The organism is Paraburkholderia sediminicola (assembly GCF_902859805.1).
In the GTDB taxonomy this organism is placed as follows: domain Bacteria; phylum Pseudomonadota; class Gammaproteobacteria; order Burkholderiales; family Burkholderiaceae; genus Paraburkholderia; species Paraburkholderia sediminicola.
In genome coordinates this window covers 78970-98704 of the sequence record NZ_CADIKC010000014.1, presented here as the reverse complement: position 1 = coordinate 98704, position 19735 = coordinate 78970, and the positions used below count along the sequence as shown (strand labels likewise).

Below are 19735 nucleotides of genomic sequence, written 5' to 3'. Positions count from 1 at the left end.
ATGGGACCAGAGTAAGGCGTTAAAGCGCCAACTCTGGTCGACACGGGAGAAAAACCAGATGCTGCTGATCGAATGCCCATGGTGCGGGCCACGCGCCGAAACCGAATTTTCCTGCGGCGGCGAAGCGGATATTGCACGTCCGCTCGACACCGACAAGCTCACCGACAAGGAATGGGGTGACTACCTGTTCATGCGCAAGAATTCGCGCGGCGTGCATCGCGAGCAATGGATGCATGCGCAAGGATGCCGCCGCTGGTTCAAGGCCCAGCGCGACACCGTGAGCTACGAGATCCAGGGCTACGAGACGTTCGAACGTCCGCTGCTCGCGATGGACAGCATCGAGGCTAATGCACAAGACAAGGCACACGAGGGCAAGGCACCATGAGCCAGAAAGATCGACTCCCCAGCGGCGGGCGCATCAATCGCGCGATCGTACTGAATTTCACGTTCAACGGGCGCAAGTTGCAGGGCTATCAGGGCGACACGCTCGCGTCCGCGTTGCTCGCGAACGGCGAACACTTCGTGGCGCGCAGCTGGAAGTACCACCGGCCGCGCGGCATCGTGACGGCGGGCGTGGAAGAGCCGAATGCAGTCGTGCAGCTCGAAACCGGCGCGTACACGGTACCGAACGCGCGTGCGACTGAAGTGGAGTTGTACCAGGGACTCGTCGCGACCAGCGTGAACGCGCAGCCGAGCATCGAAAAAGACCGCATGGCGATCAACCAGAAGTTCGCCCGCTTTATTCCGGCCGGCTTCTACTACAAGACCTTCATGTGGCCGCGCAAATTCTGGCCGAAATATGAGGAAGTGATTCGCGACGCTGCCGGCCTCGGCAAGGCGCCGGAGCAAACCGATGCGGACCGCTACGACAAGTGCTTTGCGCATTGCGACGTGCTGGTGGTCGGCGGTGGCCCGACGGGGCTGGCGGCCGCGCATGCGGCAGCATTGTCCGGCGCACGCGTGACGCTGATCGACGATCAGCCGGAACTCGGCGGTTCGCTGCTCTCGTGCCGCGCGGAGGTTGACGGCAAACCGGCACTGCAATGGGTCCACAAGATCGAGGACGAACTGCGGCAGATGCCGGATGTGAAGATCCTGTGCCGCAGCACCGCATTCGGTTATCAGGACCACAACCTCGTCACGGTCACGCAGCGGCTCACCGAACATCTGCCGGTGTCGCAGAGAAAGGGTACGCGCGAACTGATGTGGAAGATCCGCGCGAAACGCGTGATTCTCGCAACCGGCGCGCATGAGCGGCCGATCGTGTTCGGCAACAACGACCTGCCGGGTGTGATGCTGGCCTCGGCTGTTTCGACTTATCTGCATCGCTATGCGGTGCTGCCGGGCCGCAATGCTGTCGTGTTCACGAACAACGACGATGGCTATCAATGCGCGCTCGATCTGAAATCAGCCGGTGCCCAGGTGACGGTCATCGATCCGCGCGCGGGCGAATCGAGAGGCACGCTGCCCGCCCTCGCGCGGCGCTATGGCGTCAAGGTCATGAACGGTGTGGTTGTGACGGCAGCGCACGGCAAGCTGCGGGTTGCCTCGGTCGAAGTCGCGTCGTATTCGAACGGACAGGTCGGGGCGAAGCAGGGCGAGCTGCCCTGCGATCTGCTCGCGATGTCCGGCGGCTGGAGCCCGGTGCTGCATCTGTTCGCGCAATCGGGCGGCAAGGCGCACTGGCATGACGACAAGGCCTGTTTCGTGCCGGGCAAGGCGATGCAAGCCGAGACGAGCGTTGGCGCGTGTGCCGGGGATTTCACGCTGGGACAGGGGATTCGCTTCGCAGTCGACGCCGGTGTCGAGGCGGCGCGTGCAGCGGGTCACATCGTTGCGCGGCCGAATCCGGTGCACGTGGCCGAGGTTAGCGAAACGAAGATGCAGCCGCTGTGGCTCGTCGGCGGCCGCGAACTTGCAACGCGCGGGCCGAAGCAGTTCGTCGACTTCCAGAACGACGTGTCGGCAGCGGATATTTTTCTCGCGGCGCGCGAAGGTTTCGAATCGGTCGAGCACGTAAAGCGCTATACGGCGATGGGTTTCGGCACCGATCAGGGCAAGCTCGGCAACATCAACGGCATGGCGATTCTGGCGCAGGCGCTCGGTAAGACGATTCCCGAAACCGGCACGACGACGTTCCGTCCGAACTACACGCCGGTGACGTTCGGCACGTTTGCCGGCCGCGAGCTGGGTGAGTTTCTCGATCCGGTGCGCAAGACCGCAGTGCACGAATGGCATGTGGAAAACGGCGCGGCATTCGAGGACGTCGGCAACTGGAAACGCCCCTGGTATTTCGCGAAGCCGGGCGAGGATATGCACGCCGCTGTCGCGCGTGAGTCTCTGGCGGTGCGTACGAGCGTCGGCATTCTCGACGCCTCGACGCTCGGCAAGATCGACATCCAGGGCCCCGATGCGGCGAAGCTGCTGAACTGGGTCTACACGAATCCATGGAGCAAGCTGGAAGTCGGCAAGTGCCGTTATGGCCTGATGCTCGACGAAAACGGCATGATCTTCGACGACGGCGTGACCGTGCGTCTTGCCGACCAGCACTACATGATGACGACCACCACGGGCGGCGCGGCACGCGTGCTGACGTGGCTCGAACGCTGGCTGCAAACCGAGTGGCCGGACATGCGGGTGCGGCTTGCTTCCGTGACGGATCATTGGGCGACGTTTGCGGTGGTCGGTCCGAACAGCCGCAAGGTCTTGCAGAAGGTCTGCCACGACATCGACTTTGCAAACGCGACGTTCCCGTTCATGAGCTATCGCGAAGGCACCGTGGCAGGCGCGGCGTCGCGCGTGATGCGCATCAGCTTCTCGGGCGAGCTCGCCTATGAAGTGAACGTGCCCGCGAACGTAGGGCGCGCGGTGTGGGAAGCGTTGATGGCCGCAGGCGCGGAATTCGACATCACGCCGTATGGCACGGAAACCATGCACGTGCTGCGTGCTGAGAAGGGATACATCATCGTCGGCCAGGACACAGATGGGTCGATGACGCCGTACGATCTCGGCATGGGCGGCCTGGTCGCGAAGTCGAAAGACTTTCTCGGCAAGCGTTCATTGACGCGTTCGGATACGGCGAAGGCGGGGCGTAAGCAACTGGTCGGGCTGCTCGCGGACGATCCGTCGTTCGTGATCCCAGAAGGCTCGCAGATCGTCGCGGGTCCGTTCCAAGGCGATACCGCACCGATGCTCGGCCATGTCACGTCGAGCTATTACAGCCCGATCCTGAAGCGTTCGATTGCAATGGCGGTAGTGAAGGGCGGTCTCGACAAGATCGGCGAAACGGTCACGATTCCGCTCGCGAGCGGCAGGCAGATTGCAGCCAAGGTCACCAGCTCGGTGTTCTACGACAGCGAAGGAGCACGTCAACATGTGGAATGAAACAAGAGGGACGGTGTCGGCGGTGGATCGCGCTGTCGGCCAGCAAACGGGCGTGTGGCAGGAGTCGCCGCTGGTGGGGACGGACGCGCTGCTGAAGAAGCATCAGGCGAGCGCCTCGGCGGCATTCCGCTTGAGCGAGCGGCCGTTTCTGGAACTGGTGAACGTGCGCGGCGATACGCGCGACGCGGCGTTCGTGAGTGCGGTGGAAAGCGTGGTCGGCTGCCGGCCGCCAGAAAAGGCGAACACCATTGCGCGCGGCAATGGCTACGACATGCTGTGGCTCGGCCCTGACGAGTGGCTGGTGCGCTCGACCATGGCGCACGACGCGACGCGTACCGCGCCGTTGCAGACGAAGCTCGGTGCGGTATTTGCGGGCGTGTTCGCGTCGGCGGTGGATATCGGCAGCGGCTATACGGTGCTCGAGATCAGCGGTACGCGTACGCGTGAGGTGCTGGCGCGCGGTTGTCCGCTCGATCTGCACCCGAAACTGTTCGGCGAAGGGCAGTGCGCGCAGAGTCATTACTTCAAGGCGTCGATGACGCTATTGCCCACCGGCGCGGACAGTTTCGATATCGTCGTGCGCCGTAGCTTTGCGGACTACTTCGTCAAGATGATGCTCGATGCGGCCGAGCCGCTGATGTCGTGAAGCACGGCGAGCGGTGTCCTGCTGGCGAGGCACTGCTCGCGGCTCACCTGAGCACCGACTGACATGACGTCGACACGTCTAGCCACCGCGCGTCTCACCGAACGCGCGTGCCAACAGGGCGATGCCTATGCCGCGCTCGCGCTGCTCGATCAGAGCATCGTATTGCGGCATCGGCGCATCGCGTTGATCCGCTATCTCCTTGCACAGCAGTTGGGCGCACCGCTGCAGTCGCGGCATCACGAATACGTCGAGAAAATCGCCGCTCGCTTGAGTGCGGATGCGCTTGCGCGGATTGCCGGTGCTGCGCGTGCACGGTTGCGCCCCTAACGACGCCCTCGTTCCATCCCGATGACGTATTCCTTCTATGTGGCCGATTTATGTCGGCGTCTACTGAATACGCACTGATAGGAACGTCCACGCGGCAGCCGCCGCATCAACGAGGGCATGATATGTCTACCGTTTTTCAGCCTCGCGCGAGCGCAGCCGCCAGACTCGAACGACTGCCGTTCTCCGGATATCACCGGACCATTTTCATCATCATCGCGATCGCGTTCTTTTTCGACTCGGTCGATCTCGGCACAATGACTTTCGTGCTCGGTTCGATCAAGAGCGAGTTTCATCTGTCGAGCGCGACGGCTGGGTTGGTTGCGAGTGCGAGCTTCTTCGGCATGGTGATCGGCGCGGCGGTTGCCGGATTGCTGGCCGATCGCTTCGGACGGCGCCCCGTGTTTCAGTGGAGCATGGTGCTGTGGGGGCTTGCGTCGTATTTGTGCTCGACCGCGCAGAGCGTCGAGGCGCTGATTTTCTATCGTGTCCTGCTTGGTTTTGGCATGGGCATGGAGTTTCCCATTGCGCAGACGCTCCTGTCCGAATTCGTGCCTGCCAGGTCGCGTGGACGACTGATCGCGTTGATGGATGGTTTCTGGCCGCTTGGGTTTATCACGGCGGGCGTGGTGTCGTATTTCGTGTTGCCGGCATTTGGGTGGCGCACGGAGTTCGCGTTGCTGGCGATTCCCGCCGTGTTCGTGCTGATCGTGCGTCGCGTTGTGCCGGAATCGCCGCGTTGGCTGGAACATCGGGGACGCTTCGCCGAGGCGGACAAAATCCTCGCAGAAGTCGAAGTGAAGGTGATGAAAGCGGCTGGACTGAGCCAGTTGCGCGCACCGGTGATGCTGCAGGAGCCACCGGCAGCGAAGGGCACGAGTGCGTTCCGTGAGATCTGGAGTGTGGCCTACCGGCGTCGCACGATCATGGTGTGGACGCTGTGGTTCTTCGCGTTGCTGGGGTTTTATGGACTGACGTCGTGGCTCGGCGCGTTGATGCAGCAAGCGGGCTTTGCGGTGACGAAATCGGTGCTGTATACCGTGTTGATTTCGCTCGGCGGGATTCCGGGTTTTATCTGCGCTGCGTGGCTGGTCGAGCGCTGGGGACGTAAGCCGACCTGCGTCGCGTCGTTGGCCGGCAGCGCGGTAATGGCTTATGTCTACGGGCAAACCGCGCTGCACGCGCAAACGCCGACGCTGTTGATCTGCGCTGGGCTCGCGATGCAGTTTTTTATGTTTGCGATGTGGGCGGTGCTTTACACCTACACGCCTGAGCTTTATGGCACAGGTGCGCGAGCTACCGGATCAGGGTTTGCATCGGCGATTGGCCGTGTGGGCTCGTTGATCGGCCCTTATGTGGTCGGCGTGGTGCTGCCGATGTTTGGGCAAGGCGGCGTGTTTTCGCTCGGTGCGATGTGTTTTGTGATCGCGGCTGCGGCGGTGTGGATCATGGGGATTGAGACGCGTGGGCTGGCGTTGGAAACCTTGGTGTCGGAAGCGGTCGAGTCGGACGCGCAGGGAGTGTTGAGCCCTGCGCGGGAGTGACGCTGACCGAGTATCCCGTCCGCTTCGAGAATGATTGCTTACGCTGCGACGGAACACGAAAAAGGCCGCGAAATATTCGCGGCCTTTTTACTGGCGGTGGGTTCGAAAGCTGGTGTCGACGAGAATCAAACCGCCGCTACTTCCCGCTTCCGTGAAACCGCTCCATTCGCCACAAAGTAAGGCGTCTCCACCCGCGCCAGCGCGTCCCGCCCGCGAATCCGATCAGCAATCTTCTCCGCGAGCATGATCGTCGGCGCGTTCAGATTGCCGGTTGTGATTTGCGGCATGATCGATGCATCGACCACGCGCAACGCATCGAGCCCATGCACGCGTCCCTCGTTATCCACCACAGCCATATCGTCATAACCCATCTTGCACGAGCACGACGGATGAAACGCCGTCTCCGCACGCATGCGCACAAACGCATCGAGTTGCTCATCGGTGGTCAACTCCGCGCCCGGATTCAACTCCCGGCCGCGATAGCGATCCAGAGCCGGCTGCTGCATGATCTCGCGCGTAATACGGATCCCGTCGCGGAATTCGCGCCAGTCGAGCGGATCGGCCATGTAATTGAACAGGATGCTCGGATGCGCGGCAGGATCGCGTGACGTGAGCTTCACGCGTCCACGGCTCGGCGAACGCATCGAGCCGACATGCGCCTGGAAACCGTGCATCCTGATCGCGTTGGACCCGTTGTAGTTGATCGCGACGGGCAGGAAGTGATACTGGATGTTCGGCCACAGGTCTTCATCTCGGGTACGGATGAAGCCGCCCGCTTCGAACTGATTGCTTGCGCCAATACCGGTGCCGTTAAACATCCATTCAAGTCCAATGGCAGGTTGATTCCACCATTGCAACGCGGGATACAGCGAAACCGGCTCCTTGCATTCGTACTGGATGTACATCTCCAGATGGTCCTGCAAGTTTTCGCCGACACCCGGCAGATCGTGCACGAGCGGCACGTCGAGTTCGCGCAGCCACGTCGAACGGCCCACGCCTGAGCGTTGCAACAATTGGGGCGAGGCAATCGCGCCGCTGCACACCAGCACTTCGCGGCGAGCATGCGCAGTTTCAGCACTACCGTGATGCAGATACGTGACGCCTATCGCACGCTTGCCGAGGAACAGCACGCGATCGGTCATCGCATGGGTCACGATGGTCAGATTCGGGCGCTTCTTCGCGCGATCCAGATAGCCGCGCGCGGTGCTGGCGCGTCGGCCGTTCGCCGTAACCGTGCGATCCATTGGGCCAAAGCCTTCCTGCTGATAGCCATTCAGGTCGTCGGTACGCGGAAAACCTGCCTGCACGCCGGCCTCGACCATCGCCGCGAACAAGGGATTGTTGCCGGGCTTGCTGGTTGTCACATGAACCGGGCCGTCGCCGCCGTGATACGCGTTCGCGCCGACATCGCGTGTTTCGGCTTTGCGGAAGTACGGCAGGCAATCCAGATAGGTCCAGTTTTCCAGTCCCTGACGCGTTGCCCAGCCGTCGTAATCGAGCGCATTGCCGCGGATGTAGCACATGCCGTTGATCAGCGACGAACCACCGAGCCCTTTGCCGCGTCCGCACTCCATGCGACGGTTGTTCATATGCGGCTCGGGATCGGTTTCGTACGCCCAGTTATATCGGCGTCCTTGCAACGGATAGGCGAGGGCTGCCGGCATCTGCGTACGGAAGTCGAAACGGTAGTCGGGGCCGCCTGCTTCGAGGAGCAGCACAGTCACGTCCGCGTCTTCGGTGAGGCGCGAGGCGAGCACATTGCCCGCAGAACCCGCGCCGACGATGATGTAGTCGTATTCGTTCGAAGCCATCGCCAGCCCTCCTTAAAACACCGGTTGATACGGGCCGAGTTCGACCTGCACGGACTTGATGCGCGTGTAGTGTTCGAGCGTGGTGATGCCATTCTCACGGCCGACGCCCGATTGCTTGTAGCCACCCACCGGCATTTCCGCAGGCGACTCGCCCCAGGTGTTGATCCAGCAGATACCTGCTTCGAGTCGATGAATCACGCGATGCGCACGCGCCAGATTCTCGGTGACAACGCCCGCGGCAAGACCGAAAGCGGTGTTGTTGGCGCGCGAGATCGCTTCGTCTTCGTCGTCGAAAACGAGGATGCTCATCACTGGGCCGAAGATTTCTTCGCGCACGATGCGCATGTCGTCACGGCAGCCGGTGAAAACCGTCGGTTCGACGTACTGGCCATTGCCGAAGTGGCCCTCAGTCAGCCGCTTGCCGCCTGCGAGGAGCCGCGCACCGTCCTGTACGCCGCTTTCGATGTAGCCAAGCACTTTCTGCAGTTGCGCGGCGCTGACCAGCGGGCCGAAGTTGGTGTCGGCGTCCGTGGGCGCGCCGACGCGAACCCGCTTTACACGTTCCTGTACCAGCGCTTCGAACCGTTCCAGCACGCTACGCTGCACGAATACACGAGTACCGTTTGTGCAAACCTGGCCGGAGCTGAAGAAGTTGGCGCTCATCGCGATGTCGGCGGCGCGCTCGAGGTTGGCGTCGTCGAATACGAGCAGGGGGGACTTGCCGCCCAGCTCCATCGTCACTTCTTTCAGCGACGAGGCGCCTGCCAGCGACATCACCTTCTTGCCCGTTTCAACGCCGCCGGTGAATGAAATCTTTTCGATGTCGGGATGTGCGGCGAGCATCGCCCCCACGCGGCCATCGCCTTGCACGACGTTGAACACACCGGCCGGTATACCGGCTTCGGTATAAATTTCGGCGAGTTTCAAAGCAGACAGCGGCGTGACTTCGCTCGGCTTGAAGATCATTGCGTTGCCGGCTGCCAAGGCGGGCGCCGATTTCCAGCACGCAATCTGGATTGGGTAATTCCATGCACCAATTCCAGCACACACGCCCAGTGGTTCACGTCGCGTATAGACAAACGACGAAGGCCGCAGCGGAATCTGCTGACCTTCGATGGCGGTCGCCAACCCTGCGTAGTACTCGATCACGTCCGCGCCGGTAACGATATCGACCGCGCGCGTCTCCGCAATCGCCTTGCCGGTGTCGCGCGTTTCGAGCGCGGCGAGTTCGTCATTGCGTTCTCGCAGGATCTCGACTGCGCGGCGCAGAATACGCGAGCGCTGCATTGCTGTGAGCGCGGCCCATTCGCGTTGACCGTCGCGTGCGGATTGCACCGCGCGATCCACGTCCGCCGCTGAGGCTTGTTGCACGGCGGCGAGCGTTTCGCCCGTGGCGGGGTCGAGCGTATCGAAGGTCTCACCACTGGTCGCGTCGACGTAGGCGCCGCCTATATAGAGACGTTGCGTTTCGAATACCGCCATGAGTTGCTCCTTTTTTCGGAAATGTTCGCCGGTCTAGTTACGTGCTTCCAGCATCAGATCGATGTATTCGTTCGCGACGCGCAGTGCGGCCTTGGTATCGAACGGCTCGCCGGACAAAGCGCCACGCAGCCACAGCCCGTCGATTAGCGCCGCGAGACCGCTCGCCGCACGGCGCGCCGCCGGACGTGGCAGCGCTTTAGAAAAATCCGCGCACAGGTTCGAGTTCAGGCGCCGCGTGTTCACGTATTGCAGCCGTCGTAATTGCGGCTTGTGCATGCTCTCGGACCAGAACGCCAGCCACGTTTTCATGACCGGGCCGCTGGTCTGCTCAGCATCGAAATTCGCTGCGACGACCGCGCGTAGCTTCGAGCGCGGATCCGCTTTCGCCGCACGGCGGCGTCTCGACGTGGCTTGCCACAAGTCGCGCAGCACGTGGCGCATGGTGGCTTCGAGCAAACCGTCCTTGTCGCCGAAATAGTGGCTGACGATGCCGGTGGAAATGCTCGCGCGCTGCGCGACCGAGGCGAGCGTCGCACCGGCGAGGCCTGTCTGGTCGATGGTCAGCAGGGTTGCGTCGATCAGCTGGGCGCGGCGGATTTCGCGCATTCCAAGTTTGGGCATGGTGCTGGAGACGGCAGGCGCAGGCCGGCCGCCCAAATATTCGATGGGGAATGTTAGTTTTTTTATATTGAACGGTCAATCAATAAAAAATGGGTTGCATCAGTGTGGGCATGGGTTGCGCACGGCGTGTCGGTTCCTGCCAAACCGGTGTCGTGTTCGGTACATGTCCTTTGTTTCAGCGGGCGCTACGCTCGTTGAACGGCGCGTCACGTAGAGTCAGACGCGCCGCTCACGAGACATGGAGACAGACAAATGAGCAGCAATCGCGGCGTCGTGTATCTAGGGCAGGGCAAGGTGGAAGTGCAGTCGATCGATTTTCCGAAGATGGTCGATCCGCGTGGCCGGTCAATCGGCCACGGTGTGATCCTGAAGGTGGTAAGCACGAATATTTGCGGCTCGGATCAGCACATGGTGCGTGGCCGCACGACCGCCGAGGTCGGCCTGGTACTCGGCCACGAGATTACCGGCGAGGTGATCGAGGTGGGCCGCGACGTTGAAACGTTGAAGGTCGGCGACCTGGTGTCGGTGCCGTTCAACGTCGCTTGCGGACGCTGTCCGACCTGCAAGGCGCAGCACACCGGCGTGTGCCTGAACGTGAATCCGTCGCGCGCCGGCGGGGCTTATGGCTACGTCGACATGGGCGGCTGGATCGGCGGCCAGGCCGAGTACGTGCTGGTGCCGTACGCCGACTTCAATCTGCTGAAATTCCCCGACTACGCGCAGGCGATGTCTAAAATCCGCGACCTGACGTGTCTGTCCGACATTCTGCCGACCGGCTATCACGGCGCGGTGATGGCCGGCGTGAAGCCGGGCGCTACCGTCTACATTGCGGGCGCGGGGCCGGTGGGGATGGCGGCGGCCGCATCCGCACGCTTGCTGGGCGCGGCCTGCACGATCGTCGGCGATATGAATGAGGCGCGTCTCGCGCACGCTCGCAAGATGGGTTTCCAGACCATCGACCTATCGAAGGACGCGACGCTCGGCGAGCAGATCGAACAGATTCTCGGCAAGCCCGAAGTGGATTGCGCGGTGGACTGCGTCGGTTTTGAGGCGCACGGTCACGGCAGCAGCGGCTCGCACGAGGAAGCGCCGGCCACGGTACTTAATTCGCTGATGGAAATCACGCGCGCCGCGGGCGCGATCGGTATTCCGGGCTTGTACGTGACGGATGATCCGGGCGCCACCGATGCCGCCGCCCGCAAAGGCAGCCTGAGCATCCGCTTCGGTCTCGGCTGGGCCAAGTCGCACTCGTTCCACACCGGGCAGACGCCAGTGATGAAGTACAACCACAATCTGATGCAGGCGATCCTGTGGGACCGGTTGCCGATTGCGGATATCGTGAACGTGACGGTTGTCTCGCTCGACCAGGCCCCTGACGGTTACCGCCAGTTCGATGGCGGAGCGCCGAAGAAGTTTGTGATCGACCCGCACGGGTTGCTGAAAGCGGCCTGACGGCGCGGAAAGGGACCGCGTTCGCGGTCCTGTCTGAGACGGTGACGCAAGGCTGAAAAGCCTGATCGATCACAACACAACGCGTTGAGCGGGTTTCCGTTCAACGCGTTGTGTTTTGTTTTCAGGCGGTGAAGCTATCAATCGATGCGGTAATCGACTCAAGCAAGCGACTCAAGCCGCCAGCACCGGCATTGAGGCCAGCGACGGCGCCTGCTTGCGCCGTTCGCGCGTCGGCGCGGTGCCGAAGGCGTCGCGATAGCTCTTCGAGAAGTGGCAAGCCGACTGGAAGCCACAAGCCATGGTGATGTGCATGATCGACATGTCGGTCTGCAGCAGCAATTCGCGGGCGCGCCGCAAGCGCAGTGTCAGATAGTAATGCGTTGGCGTCATCCCGAGATGTTCGCGGAACAGGCGCTGCAATTGCCGCTGCGACATGCCGGCAAGCCGTGCGAGCTCTTCGCGCGAAAGCGGCTCTTCGATGTTGTTCTCCATCAGCGAGATCACTTCGAAGAGCGACTTGTTGGCCGAACCGAGCCGCGCCACCAGCGGCATTTTCTGTTGTGCGCTGTTATCGCGCACATGTTCAACGATGAACTGCTCCGCGATCTGCGTGACCCGTGCCGTGCCGACCCGCGGCGTGATCAGATTGAGCATCATGTCGAGCGGCGCTACGCCACCCGTGCACGTAACGCGATCGCGATCGATCACGAACAGCTCTTTCAGAAAGCGCGTGTCGGGAAACTCTTCCTTGAGTGCCGACATGTTCTCCCAGTGAATCGCACACGCATAACCGGCCAGCAAGCCGGCGCGCGCCAGCGCGTAGGTGCCGGTGCACAGGCTGCCGAGCACGCTGCCCATGCGGGCGAAGCGGCGCAGCGCGACAAGGTGGGCAGGCGTGGTGGCGCGCTGCACGTCGATGCCGCCGACCACGAACACGATATCCGGCTGGCCGACACATTCGACCGGACCCGTATCGACCGAGAGACCGTTGCTTGCCGTCACCGGGCCGCCTTCGGGGCTCACGATCGACCAGCGGTAAAGCGTTTGTCCAGTCAGGTAGTTCGCCATGCGGAGAACTTCGATCGCGTTGGTGAACGCGATCATCGTGAAGTTCGGCACCGGCATGAATGCAAAGTGCGACAACGACGCCGTGCGATCGGTGGACATGGGGGAAATGATTCCTTCGAATCTGTAATGTCGCGTCGCCGTGGGGAGCAGCGACTCCTGCAATTTTGAGTACTAGCGCAACTAACGTGCCATCAGGCTAAACCCTCGGTTGCGCATCAATACAGTCGGATCGCTAAACGAACGGCACCAGAACGGAGCTATCCGGGTCCACACGCGCACCCGAACTGCGCAAAACGATCAGCTGCAGTGCAGCAAAAGCGCGAACTGCAAACGATCGTTCGAAACCTGCCATCGCGACTTGTCGAAAAAGGTCGCTCATGGCGGAAAAGGCAAAGAACGCGTCTGAATTCGTAAATTGGCGCGCGGGGTGAGAGTCAAGAATAGACCCAATGCAGACCGGTGGCAGCAGGGCTTCAGAGCCCGATCAGCAGCCCGCTTCCGGTCCTTCGCCAACCACCCCACGGACCTTCCATGTCGAACCCGAATCCTTTCTTCGAAGAATCGCTCGCCACGCGTGACGCGGCGGTGCGCGGCGCCATTTTGAAAGAGCTGGAGCGCCAGCAGTCGCAAGTCGAATTGATCGCGTCGGAAAACATCGTGTCGCGCGCGGTGCTCGAAGCGCAAGGCTCGGTGCTGACCAACAAGTACGCGGAAGGGTATCCGGGCAAGCGCTATTACGGCGGGTGTGAATACGCCGACGTGATCGAAACGCTGGCGCTCGATCGCATCAAGCAGATTTTCAACGCGAAGTTCGCCAACGTGCAGCCGCATTCCGGCGCGCAGGCCAACGGCGCGGTGATGCTCGCCCTCGTGAAGCCGGGCGACACGGTGCTCGGCATGTCGCTCGACGCGGGCGGCCACCTGACTCACGGCGCCAAGCCGGCGATGTCGGGCAAGTGGTTCAACGCGGTCCAATACGGCGTGAATCGCGACACGATGCTGATCGACTACGAGCAGATCGAAGAACTCGCGCAGCAGCACAAACCGGCGCTGCTGATCGCCGGTTTCTCGGCTTATCCGCGCGCGTTGGACTTCGAGCGGCTGCGCGCAATCGCCGATGGCGTGGGCGCGAAGCTGATGGTGGATATGGCGCACATCGCCGGGATTATCGCGGCCGGGCGTCATCAGAATCCGGTCGAACATGCGCACGTCGTTACGTCGACCACGCACAAGACCTTGCGCGGCCCGCGCGGCGGCTTTGTACTGACGAATGACGAAGACATCGCCAAGAAAATCAACTCCGCCGTGTTCCCGGGCTTGCAGGGCGGCCCGCTGATGCATGTGATCGCCGGCAAGGCCGTTGCCTTTGGCGAGGCGCTGCAACCTGGTTTCAAAACCTACATCGACAACGTGCTTGCGAATGCGCAGGCACTCGGCGAAGTGCTGAAAGCAGGGGGCGTCGATCTGGTCACGGGCGGCACGGATAACCATCTGTTGCTGGTCGATCTGCGTCCGAAGGGCCTCAAAGGCAACCAGGTCGAGCAGGCGCTGGAACGCGCGGGCATCACCTGCAATAAGAACGGCATTCCTTTCGATACCGAGAAGCCGACGGTGACGTCCGGCGTTCGCCTCGGCACACCGGCGGGCACGACGCGCGGCTTCGGCGTGAGCGAATTCCGCGAAGTCGGGCGGCTGATCGTCGAGGTGCTCGACGCGCTGCGCGATCACCCGGAAGGTCATGCCGCAACCGAACAACGCGTGCGCCGCGAGATTTTCGCGCTGTGCGAACGCTTTCCCATCTACTAAGCACGCCTGGAGCAAACGATGAGCACTCTGCACGACAACAGCATCATCATCGACGGTCTGAACATTTCGAAGTTCGAGCGCTCGGTGTTCGAAGACATGCGCAAGGGCGGCGTAACCGCGGTGAACTGCACGGTGTCGGTCTGGGAAAGTTTCCAGAAGACCGTCGACAACATCGCTGAAATGAAGCAGCAGATCCGTGAGTACGGCGAGATTCTGACGCTCGTGCGCACCACCGACGACATCTTGCGCGCGAAGAAAGAGAACAAGACCGGCATTATTTTCGGTTTCCAGAACGCGCATGCGTTTGAGGACAACCTCGGTTATATCGAGGCCTTCAAGGACCTCGGCGTGAACGTGGTCCAGCTTTGCTACAACACGCAGAATCTGGTCGGCACGGGCTGCTATGAGCGCGACGGCGGTCTGTCGGGCTATGGCCGTGAAGTGATTCAGGAGATGAACCGCGTCGGCATCATGGTCGATCTCTCGCACGTGGGTGGCAAGACGTCATCCGAAGCGATTGCTGCGTCGAACAAGCCGGTGTGCTACTCGCATTGCTGTCCGTCGGGGCTGAAAGAGCATCCGCGCAACAAGAGCGATGAGCAACTGAAAGAGATCGCGGACGCAGGCGGTTTCGTCGGCGTGACGATGTTCGCGCCGTTCCTTAAGCGCGGCCCGGACGCGACCGTCGAAGACTATATCGAAGCAATCGAATACGTGGTGAATCTGATCGGTGAAGACCAGGTCGGCATCGGCACGGACTTCACGCAAGGCTATAGCACCGAGTTCTTCGACTGGATCACGCACGACAAGGGCCGTTATCGCCAGTTGACGAACTTCGGCAAGGTGGTGAATCCGGAAGGCATTCGCACGATCGGCGAGTTTCCGAACCTGACGGCCGCGATGGAACGCGCCGGCTGGAGCGAGACGCGCATCAAGAAGATCATGGGCGAAAACTGGGTACGTGTGTTCGGCGAAGTGTGGAAGGTCTGATTCCCTACTCACTGAAACCGAACCTGAATCTATAAAGACGGAGCCCCACATGCAACCCCAACTGCCTATCGACGTCGATCCGAATACCGGCGTCTGGACCACCGACGCGCTGCCGATGCTTTACGTGCCGCGTCACTTCTTCACGAACAACCACACCGCTGTCGAGGAAGCGCTCGGCATCGACACGTATGCCGAGATTCTCTACAAAGCCGGCTACAAGTCCGCGTATTTCTGGTGCGACAAGGAAGCAAAACAGCACGGTATTGCCGGCATGGCGGTGTTCGAGCATTACCTGAACCGCCTGTCGCAACGTGGCTGGGGCCTCTTCACGATTACGGAAGCCGATCCGTCCAGCTCGCGTGCCCGCATTGAGCTGCATCACTCGTCGTTCGTGCTGGCGCAGCCGGGCAAGGAAGGCAAGCTTTGCTACATGTTCGCCGGCTGGTTCGCGGGCGCGATGGACTGGGTCAACGACACGGCGCCGGATGGACAGCGTAAGGGTCCGCCGTCCCATTCGCAGGAAGCGCGCTGCGCGGCCGAAGGCCACGATTACTGCGTGTTCGAAGTCTCGCCGCTCGCGTCGTAAAAACGCACAAAGCCTATCCATTCCGAGGTCGATCGCGATGCGTTACCCGAACCTTTTCAAGCCTCTCACGCTGAACAAACTGACGTTGCGCAACCGCATCGTCAGCACCGCGCACGCCGAGGTGTATGCGGAACCGGGCGGTCTGCCCGGCGACCGTTATATCCGTTACTACGAAGAGAAGGCCAAGGGCGGCGTCGGCCTCGCCGTGTGCGGCGGCTCGAGCCCGGTATCGATCGACAGCCCGCAAGGCTGGTGGAAGTCGGTGAATCTCTCGACCGACAAGATCATCGATCCGCTCGCGCGGCTCGCCGAAGCCATGCATCAGCACGGCGCGAAGATCATGATTCAGGCCACCCACATGGGCCGCCGTTCGGCGTTTCATGGCGAGCATTGGCCGCATCTGATGTCGCCGTCAGGCGTGCGTGAGCCGGTGCACCGCGGCAATGCGAAGATCATCGAAGTGGAAGAGATTCGCCGCATCATCACGGACTTTGCGGCGGCCGCGAAGCGTGTGAAGGATGCCGGCATGGACGGCATCGAGATTTCGGCGGCGCACCAGCATCTGATCGATCAATTCTGGAGCCCGCGCACGAATTTCCGTACCGACGAATGGGGCGGATCGCTCGAGAATCGCCTGCGCTTCGGCACGGAAGTGTTGAAGGCCGTGCGCGAAGCGGTGGGTGCGGATTTCTGCGTTGGTTTGCGCATGTGTGGCGACGAATTCCATGAAGACGGTCTCGATCACGAACAGTTGAAAGAGATCGCGCAGGCGATGAGCGAAAGCGGCCTGATCGATTATCTCGGCGTGATCGGTTCCGGCGCGGATACGCACAACACCCTGGCGAACTGCATGCCGCCGATGGCGTTGCCACCCGAGCCGTTTGTCCATCTGGCCGCCGGCATCAAGTCGGTCGTGAAGCTGCCGGTCATGCATGCGCAAAGCATTCGCGATGCGGGGCAGGCGGAACGTCTGCTCGCGAGCGGCATGGTCGATCTGGTCGGTATGACGCGCGCGCAGATCGCCGATCCGCATATGGTCATCAAGATCCGCGACGGCCGCGAGGACGAAATCAAGCAATGCGTCGGCGCGAACTATTGCATCGACCGCCAGTACAACGGTCTGGATGTGCTGTGCGTGCAGAACGCCGCGACATCGCGTGAAGAAACCATGCCGCACGTGATCGCGAAGACACGTGGGCCGAAACGCAAGGTGGTCGTGGTCGGTGCCGGTCCGGCAGGGCTGGAAGCAGCGCGCGTGGCGAAGTCGCGCGGTCATGACGTGGTGCTGTTCGAGAAGAACGACTATGTCGGCGGCCAGATCATGCTGGCCGCGAAAGCGCCGCAACGCGAGCAGATGGCGGGCATCGTGCGCTGGTTCGATATGGAAACGAAACGCCTCGGTGTCGATCGCCGTCTCGGTGTCGCCGCCGACGAAAAAACCATCATGGCCGAGAAGCCGGACATCGTCGTGCTGGCCACGGGTGGTTCATCGTTCACGTCGCAAGTCGCGGCGTGGGGCGTCGAAGAAGGGCTCGCGGTCAGTTCATGGGATGTGTTGTCGGGCAAGGTCGAACCGGGCAAGAACGTGCTGGTGTATGACGGCGTCAGCACGCATGCCGGCGCGGGCGTCGCGGATTTCATGTCGAGCCGCGGCTCGAACGTCGAGATCGTCACGCCCGACGTGAAGGTCGCCGACGATGTGGGCGGCACCACGTTCCCGATTTTCTATCGACGCCTCTATGCGCAAGGCGTGATTCACACGCCGAACTACTGGCTCGACAAGGTGTACGAGGAAGACGGCAAGAAGATCGCCGTGATCCGCAACGAGTACACGGAAGAGCAGGAAGAGCGGGCGGTCGATCAGGTGGTGATCGAAAACGGCAGCACGCCGAACGACCAGCTTTACTGGGCGCTCAAGCCGGAATCGGTGAATCGCGGCCAGGTGGACGTGCACAAGCTCTTCGCGTCCGAGCCGCAACCGTCGCTCAGCGAAGAACTCGGCAACGGTCGCTTCCTGCTGTTCCGCGTCGGCGACTGCATTTCCATGCACAACATTCACGGCGCGATCTATGACGCGCTGCGCCTTTGCAAGGATTTCTGACGATGAGCCCCGCGTTTGTCATCACCGTCCTGCTGTGGTTGTCGGTGGCGGGCCTCGCATTTGCGCTCGCCAAACGCGCTGCCTACTGGCGTGAAGGCCGCGCCACGGCGGCGGGTGCGTACGGCTGGACCAATCTGCTGGCGATCCCGAAGCGCTATTTCGTCGACCTGCACCACGTGGTTGCACGCGACCCGTACATCGCGAAGACACACGTGGCGACGGCGGGCGGCGCGATCCTCGCGATGGCGCTGGTGTTCGTCAACTATGGTCTCGCGATCTACTCCCCGTGGCTCGACAAGCTGATCTTTCTGGCCGCGCTGGTGATGCTGGTCGGCGCAGTGTTCGTCTGGCGTCGGCGGCATGGCGCGAAGGCGGTGCCGGCGCGGCTTTCGCGTGGGCCGTGGGATCATCTGCCGCTGCTGCTTGGGTCGTTCGCGCTCGGGTTGGCGCTGTTTATTGCACTGCCGGCGGCGGCGATGTCGGGTGCTTTGGCGATTATCGTCGCGTTGCTGATCGCAGTCGGCGCGTTCACGATGACCTTCGGCGCGGCTCGCGGCGGTCCGATGAAACATGCGCTCGCCGGGCTGCTGCACCTCGCGTTTCATCCGCGTCAGGAGCGCTTTGCAGAGCGTAACGACAACGACATGGTGCCGCCGACCGCGCTGAAGGCGCCACTGCTCGACGCGAAGGAATACGGTGTCGGCAAGCCGGTCGAGTTTCGCTGGAACCAGTTGCTGAGTTTCGACGCGTGCGTGCAATGCGGCAAGTGCGAAGCGGCGTGCCCTGCGTTTGCCGCCGGGCAGCCGCTCAATCCGAAGAAACTGATTCAGGATCTCGTCACGGGCATGGTAGGTGGCACGGACGAGGCTTACGCAGGCAGCCCGACGCCAGGCATTCCGGTCGGCAAGCATAGTGGCGCGCCGGGCAAGCCACTTGTGTCGAGTCTGATCGAAGCAGACACGCTGTGGTCGTGCACCACCTGCCGCGCGTGTGTGCAGGAATGCCCGATGTTGATCGAACACGTCGACGCGATCGTGGATATGCGCCGCAACCAGACGCTGGTTGAAGGCACGGTACCCGGCAAAGGCCCGATCACGCTCGCCAATCTTCGTGAGACTGGCAGTTCGAATGGTTACGACATCAGGGCGCGTTACGACTGGGCGGTTGATCTGCAGGTACAGGTCGCGCAACCGGGTCGGCAGGTGGACGTGCTGTTGATTGCCGGTGAAGGTGCGTTCGACATGCGCTATCAGCGCACGCTGCGTGCACTGATCAAGGTCCTGAATCGGGCCGGAATCGACTACGCGGTGCTCGGTGGTGTCGAAACCGATACCGGCGATACGGCACGGCGTCTCGGCGACGAAGCGACTTTCCAGCAACTCGCACAACGGCTGATCGACACGCTGTCTCAGTACTCGTTCCGCAAGATCGTTACCGCAGATCCGCATGTGCTGCATAGCCTGCGCAACGAATATCGCGCGCTCGGCGGCTTCTACAAGGTCCAGCATCACACGGCGTTGATCGAAGAACTGGTATCGAGCGGCAAGCTGTCGCCGAAGGCCGTCGCTGCGTTCGCGGACCGCAAGATCACGTATCACGATCCGTGCTATCTGGGCCGCTATAACGGTGAAACGGAAGCGCCGCGCCGGTTGCTGAAATCCATCGGCATCAAGGTGGTCGAGATGGAACGCAATGGCATGCGTGGACGTTGCTGCGGCGGTGGCGGCGGCGCGCCATTGACTGACATCCCCGGGAAAAAACGCATTCCTGACATCCGTATCGACGACGCCCGCGCGATCAACGCCGAAATCGTCGCGGTGGGTTGCCCGAATTGCACGGCGATGCTCGAAGGCGTGGTCGGCCCGCGTCCGGAAGTACTGGACGTCGCCGAACTGGTTGCAGCGGCGCTGGAGTAAGGCC

General features: G+C 61.9%; 15 protein-coding genes. 11 read left to right on the top strand and 4 right to left on the bottom strand.

The annotated features are described in order from the left end of the window. Positions 1 to 58 precede the first annotated feature (58 nt). The 5 genes from R8871_RS33595 (at position 59) to R8871_RS33575 (ending at position 5898) form a co-directional block, all read left to right on the top strand. Positions 59 to 385, top strand: coding sequence for a sarcosine oxidase subunit delta (locus tag R8871_RS33595; protein ID WP_175054253.1), 327 nt, complete (start codon positions 59 to 61; stop codon positions 383 to 385). Then, on the top strand, positions 382 to 3384 hold the full coding sequence (locus R8871_RS33590) for a sarcosine oxidase subunit alpha family protein (RefSeq protein ID WP_175054252.1): 3003 nt from the start codon (positions 382 to 384) through the stop codon (positions 3382 to 3384). The genes R8871_RS33595 and R8871_RS33590 overlap by 4 nt, the downstream gene beginning before the upstream one ends. Beyond that, positions 3374 to 4030 (top strand): sarcosine oxidase subunit gamma, encoded by a 657-nt coding sequence (locus R8871_RS33585; RefSeq protein WP_175054251.1) that lies wholly within the window; start codon positions 3374 to 3376, stop codon positions 4028 to 4030. Before R8871_RS33590 ends, R8871_RS33585 begins: the two co-directional genes overlap by 11 nt. Before the next feature lie 63 nt (positions 4031 to 4093). Then, a complete protein-coding gene (locus R8871_RS33580) occupies positions 4094 to 4357 on the top strand; it encodes a hypothetical protein (RefSeq protein ID WP_175054250.1) in 264 nt (87 codons plus the stop codon). A gap of 122 nt (positions 4358 to 4479) precedes the next feature. After that, entirely contained in the window at positions 4480 to 5898 is a 1419-nt protein-coding gene (locus tag R8871_RS33575; protein ID WP_175054249.1) for an MFS transporter, read from the top strand. 125 nt (positions 5899 to 6023) lie between these two features. Here R8871_RS33575 and betA read toward each other — a convergent pair whose 3' ends face one another. From betA to betI, 3 genes are read right to left on the bottom strand one after another with little or no spacing between them, the layout of a single operon-like run. Then, positions 6024 to 7709, bottom strand: a complete 1686-nt coding sequence (gene betA, locus R8871_RS33570; RefSeq protein ID WP_175054248.1) for a choline dehydrogenase — start codon at positions 7707 to 7709, stop codon at positions 6024 to 6026. A 12-nt stretch (positions 7710 to 7721) separates the two neighbouring features. Then, positions 7722 to 9191 carry a betaine-aldehyde dehydrogenase gene (gene betB / locus R8871_RS33565; RefSeq protein ID WP_175054247.1) on the bottom strand — a complete coding sequence of 490 codons (1470 nt, stop codon included), beginning with the start codon at positions 9189 to 9191 and terminating at the stop codon, positions 7722 to 7724. Positions 9192 to 9224: 33 nt separating this feature from the next. Then, a complete protein-coding gene (gene betI, locus R8871_RS33560) occupies positions 9225 to 9812 on the bottom strand; it encodes a transcriptional regulator BetI (RefSeq protein WP_175054246.1) in 588 nt (195 codons plus the stop codon). A 252-nt stretch (positions 9813 to 10064) separates the two neighbouring features. Here betI and fdhA point away from each other — a divergent pair, with 252 nt between their 5' ends. Next, positions 10065 to 11264: a formaldehyde dehydrogenase, glutathione-independent gene (gene fdhA / locus R8871_RS33555; protein ID WP_093644447.1), complete on the top strand. Its 1200-nt coding sequence runs from the start codon at positions 10065 to 10067 to the stop codon at positions 11262 to 11264. Positions 11265 to 11435: 171 nt separating this feature from the next. Here the strand turns inward: fdhA and R8871_RS33550 are convergent, their stop codons facing one another. After that, positions 11436 to 12431, bottom strand: a complete 996-nt coding sequence (locus R8871_RS33550; protein ID WP_175054245.1) for a GlxA family transcriptional regulator — start codon at positions 12429 to 12431, stop codon at positions 11436 to 11438. 432 nt (positions 12432 to 12863) lie between these two features. Here R8871_RS33550 and R8871_RS33545 point away from each other — a divergent pair, with 432 nt between their 5' ends. From R8871_RS33545 to R8871_RS33525, 5 genes are read left to right on the top strand one after another with little or no spacing between them, the layout of a single operon-like run. Continuing rightward, positions 12864 to 14138: a serine hydroxymethyltransferase gene (locus R8871_RS33545; RefSeq protein ID WP_175054244.1), complete on the top strand. Its 1275-nt coding sequence runs from the start codon at positions 12864 to 12866 to the stop codon at positions 14136 to 14138. Between the two features lie 18 nt (positions 14139 to 14156). After that, positions 14157 to 15128 (top strand): dipeptidase, encoded by a 972-nt coding sequence (locus R8871_RS33540; protein WP_007177107.1) that lies wholly within the window; start codon positions 14157 to 14159, stop codon positions 15126 to 15128. A gap of 49 nt (positions 15129 to 15177) precedes the next feature. After that, complete coding sequence (locus tag R8871_RS33535) at positions 15178 to 15714, top strand: DUF5943 domain-containing protein (protein WP_175054243.1); 537 nt, start codon at positions 15178 to 15180, stop codon at positions 15712 to 15714. A gap of 37 nt (positions 15715 to 15751) precedes the next feature. Continuing rightward, positions 15752 to 17815, top strand: a complete 2064-nt coding sequence (locus R8871_RS33530) for an NADH:flavin oxidoreductase (RefSeq protein WP_171927166.1) — start codon at positions 15752 to 15754, stop codon at positions 17813 to 17815. A gap of 2 nt (positions 17816 to 17817) precedes the next feature. Then, complete coding sequence (locus R8871_RS33525; protein ID WP_175054242.1) at positions 17818 to 19731, top strand: (Fe-S)-binding protein; 1914 nt, start codon at positions 17818 to 17820, stop codon at positions 19729 to 19731. The last annotated feature ends 4 nt before the right edge of the window (positions 19732 to 19735 follow it).

Excerpts from the sequence above, each read along its gene's own strand:
- R8871_RS33595 (WP_175054253.1), top strand. The coding sequence starts at position 59 with ATGCTGCTGATCGAATGCCCATGGTGCGGGCCACGCGCCGAAACCGAA.
- R8871_RS33590 (WP_175054252.1), top strand. The coding sequence starts at position 382 with ATGAGCCAGAAAGATCGACTCCCCAGCGGCGGGCGCATCAATCGCGCG.
- R8871_RS33585 (WP_175054251.1), top strand. The coding sequence starts at position 3,374 with ATGTGGAATGAAACAAGAGGGACGGTGTCGGCGGTGGATCGCGCTGTC.
- R8871_RS33580 (WP_175054250.1), top strand. The coding sequence starts at position 4,094 with ATGACGTCGACACGTCTAGCCACCGCGCGTCTCACCGAACGCGCGTGC.
- R8871_RS33575 (WP_175054249.1), top strand. The coding sequence starts at position 4,480 with ATGTCTACCGTTTTTCAGCCTCGCGCGAGCGCAGCCGCCAGACTCGAA.
- betA (WP_175054248.1), bottom strand. The coding sequence starts at position 7,709 with ATGGCTTCGAACGAATACGACTACATCATCGTCGGCGCGGGTTCTGCG.
- betB (WP_175054247.1), bottom strand. The coding sequence starts at position 9,191 with ATGGCGGTATTCGAAACGCAACGTCTCTATATAGGCGGCGCCTACGTC.
- betI (WP_175054246.1), bottom strand. The coding sequence starts at position 9,812 with ATGCCCAAACTTGGAATGCGCGAAATCCGCCGCGCCCAGCTGATCGAC.
- fdhA (WP_093644447.1), top strand. The coding sequence starts at position 10,065 with ATGAGCAGCAATCGCGGCGTCGTGTATCTAGGGCAGGGCAAGGTGGAA.
- R8871_RS33550 (WP_175054245.1), bottom strand. The coding sequence starts at position 12,431 with ATGTCCACCGATCGCACGGCGTCGTTGTCGCACTTTGCATTCATGCCG.
- R8871_RS33545 (WP_175054244.1), top strand. The coding sequence starts at position 12,864 with ATGTCGAACCCGAATCCTTTCTTCGAAGAATCGCTCGCCACGCGTGAC.
- R8871_RS33540 (WP_007177107.1), top strand. The coding sequence starts at position 14,157 with ATGAGCACTCTGCACGACAACAGCATCATCATCGACGGTCTGAACATT.
- R8871_RS33535 (WP_175054243.1), top strand. The coding sequence starts at position 15,178 with ATGCAACCCCAACTGCCTATCGACGTCGATCCGAATACCGGCGTCTGG.
- R8871_RS33530 (WP_171927166.1), top strand. The coding sequence starts at position 15,752 with ATGCGTTACCCGAACCTTTTCAAGCCTCTCACGCTGAACAAACTGACG.
- R8871_RS33525 (WP_175054242.1), top strand. The coding sequence starts at position 17,818 with ATGAGCCCCGCGTTTGTCATCACCGTCCTGCTGTGGTTGTCGGTGGCG.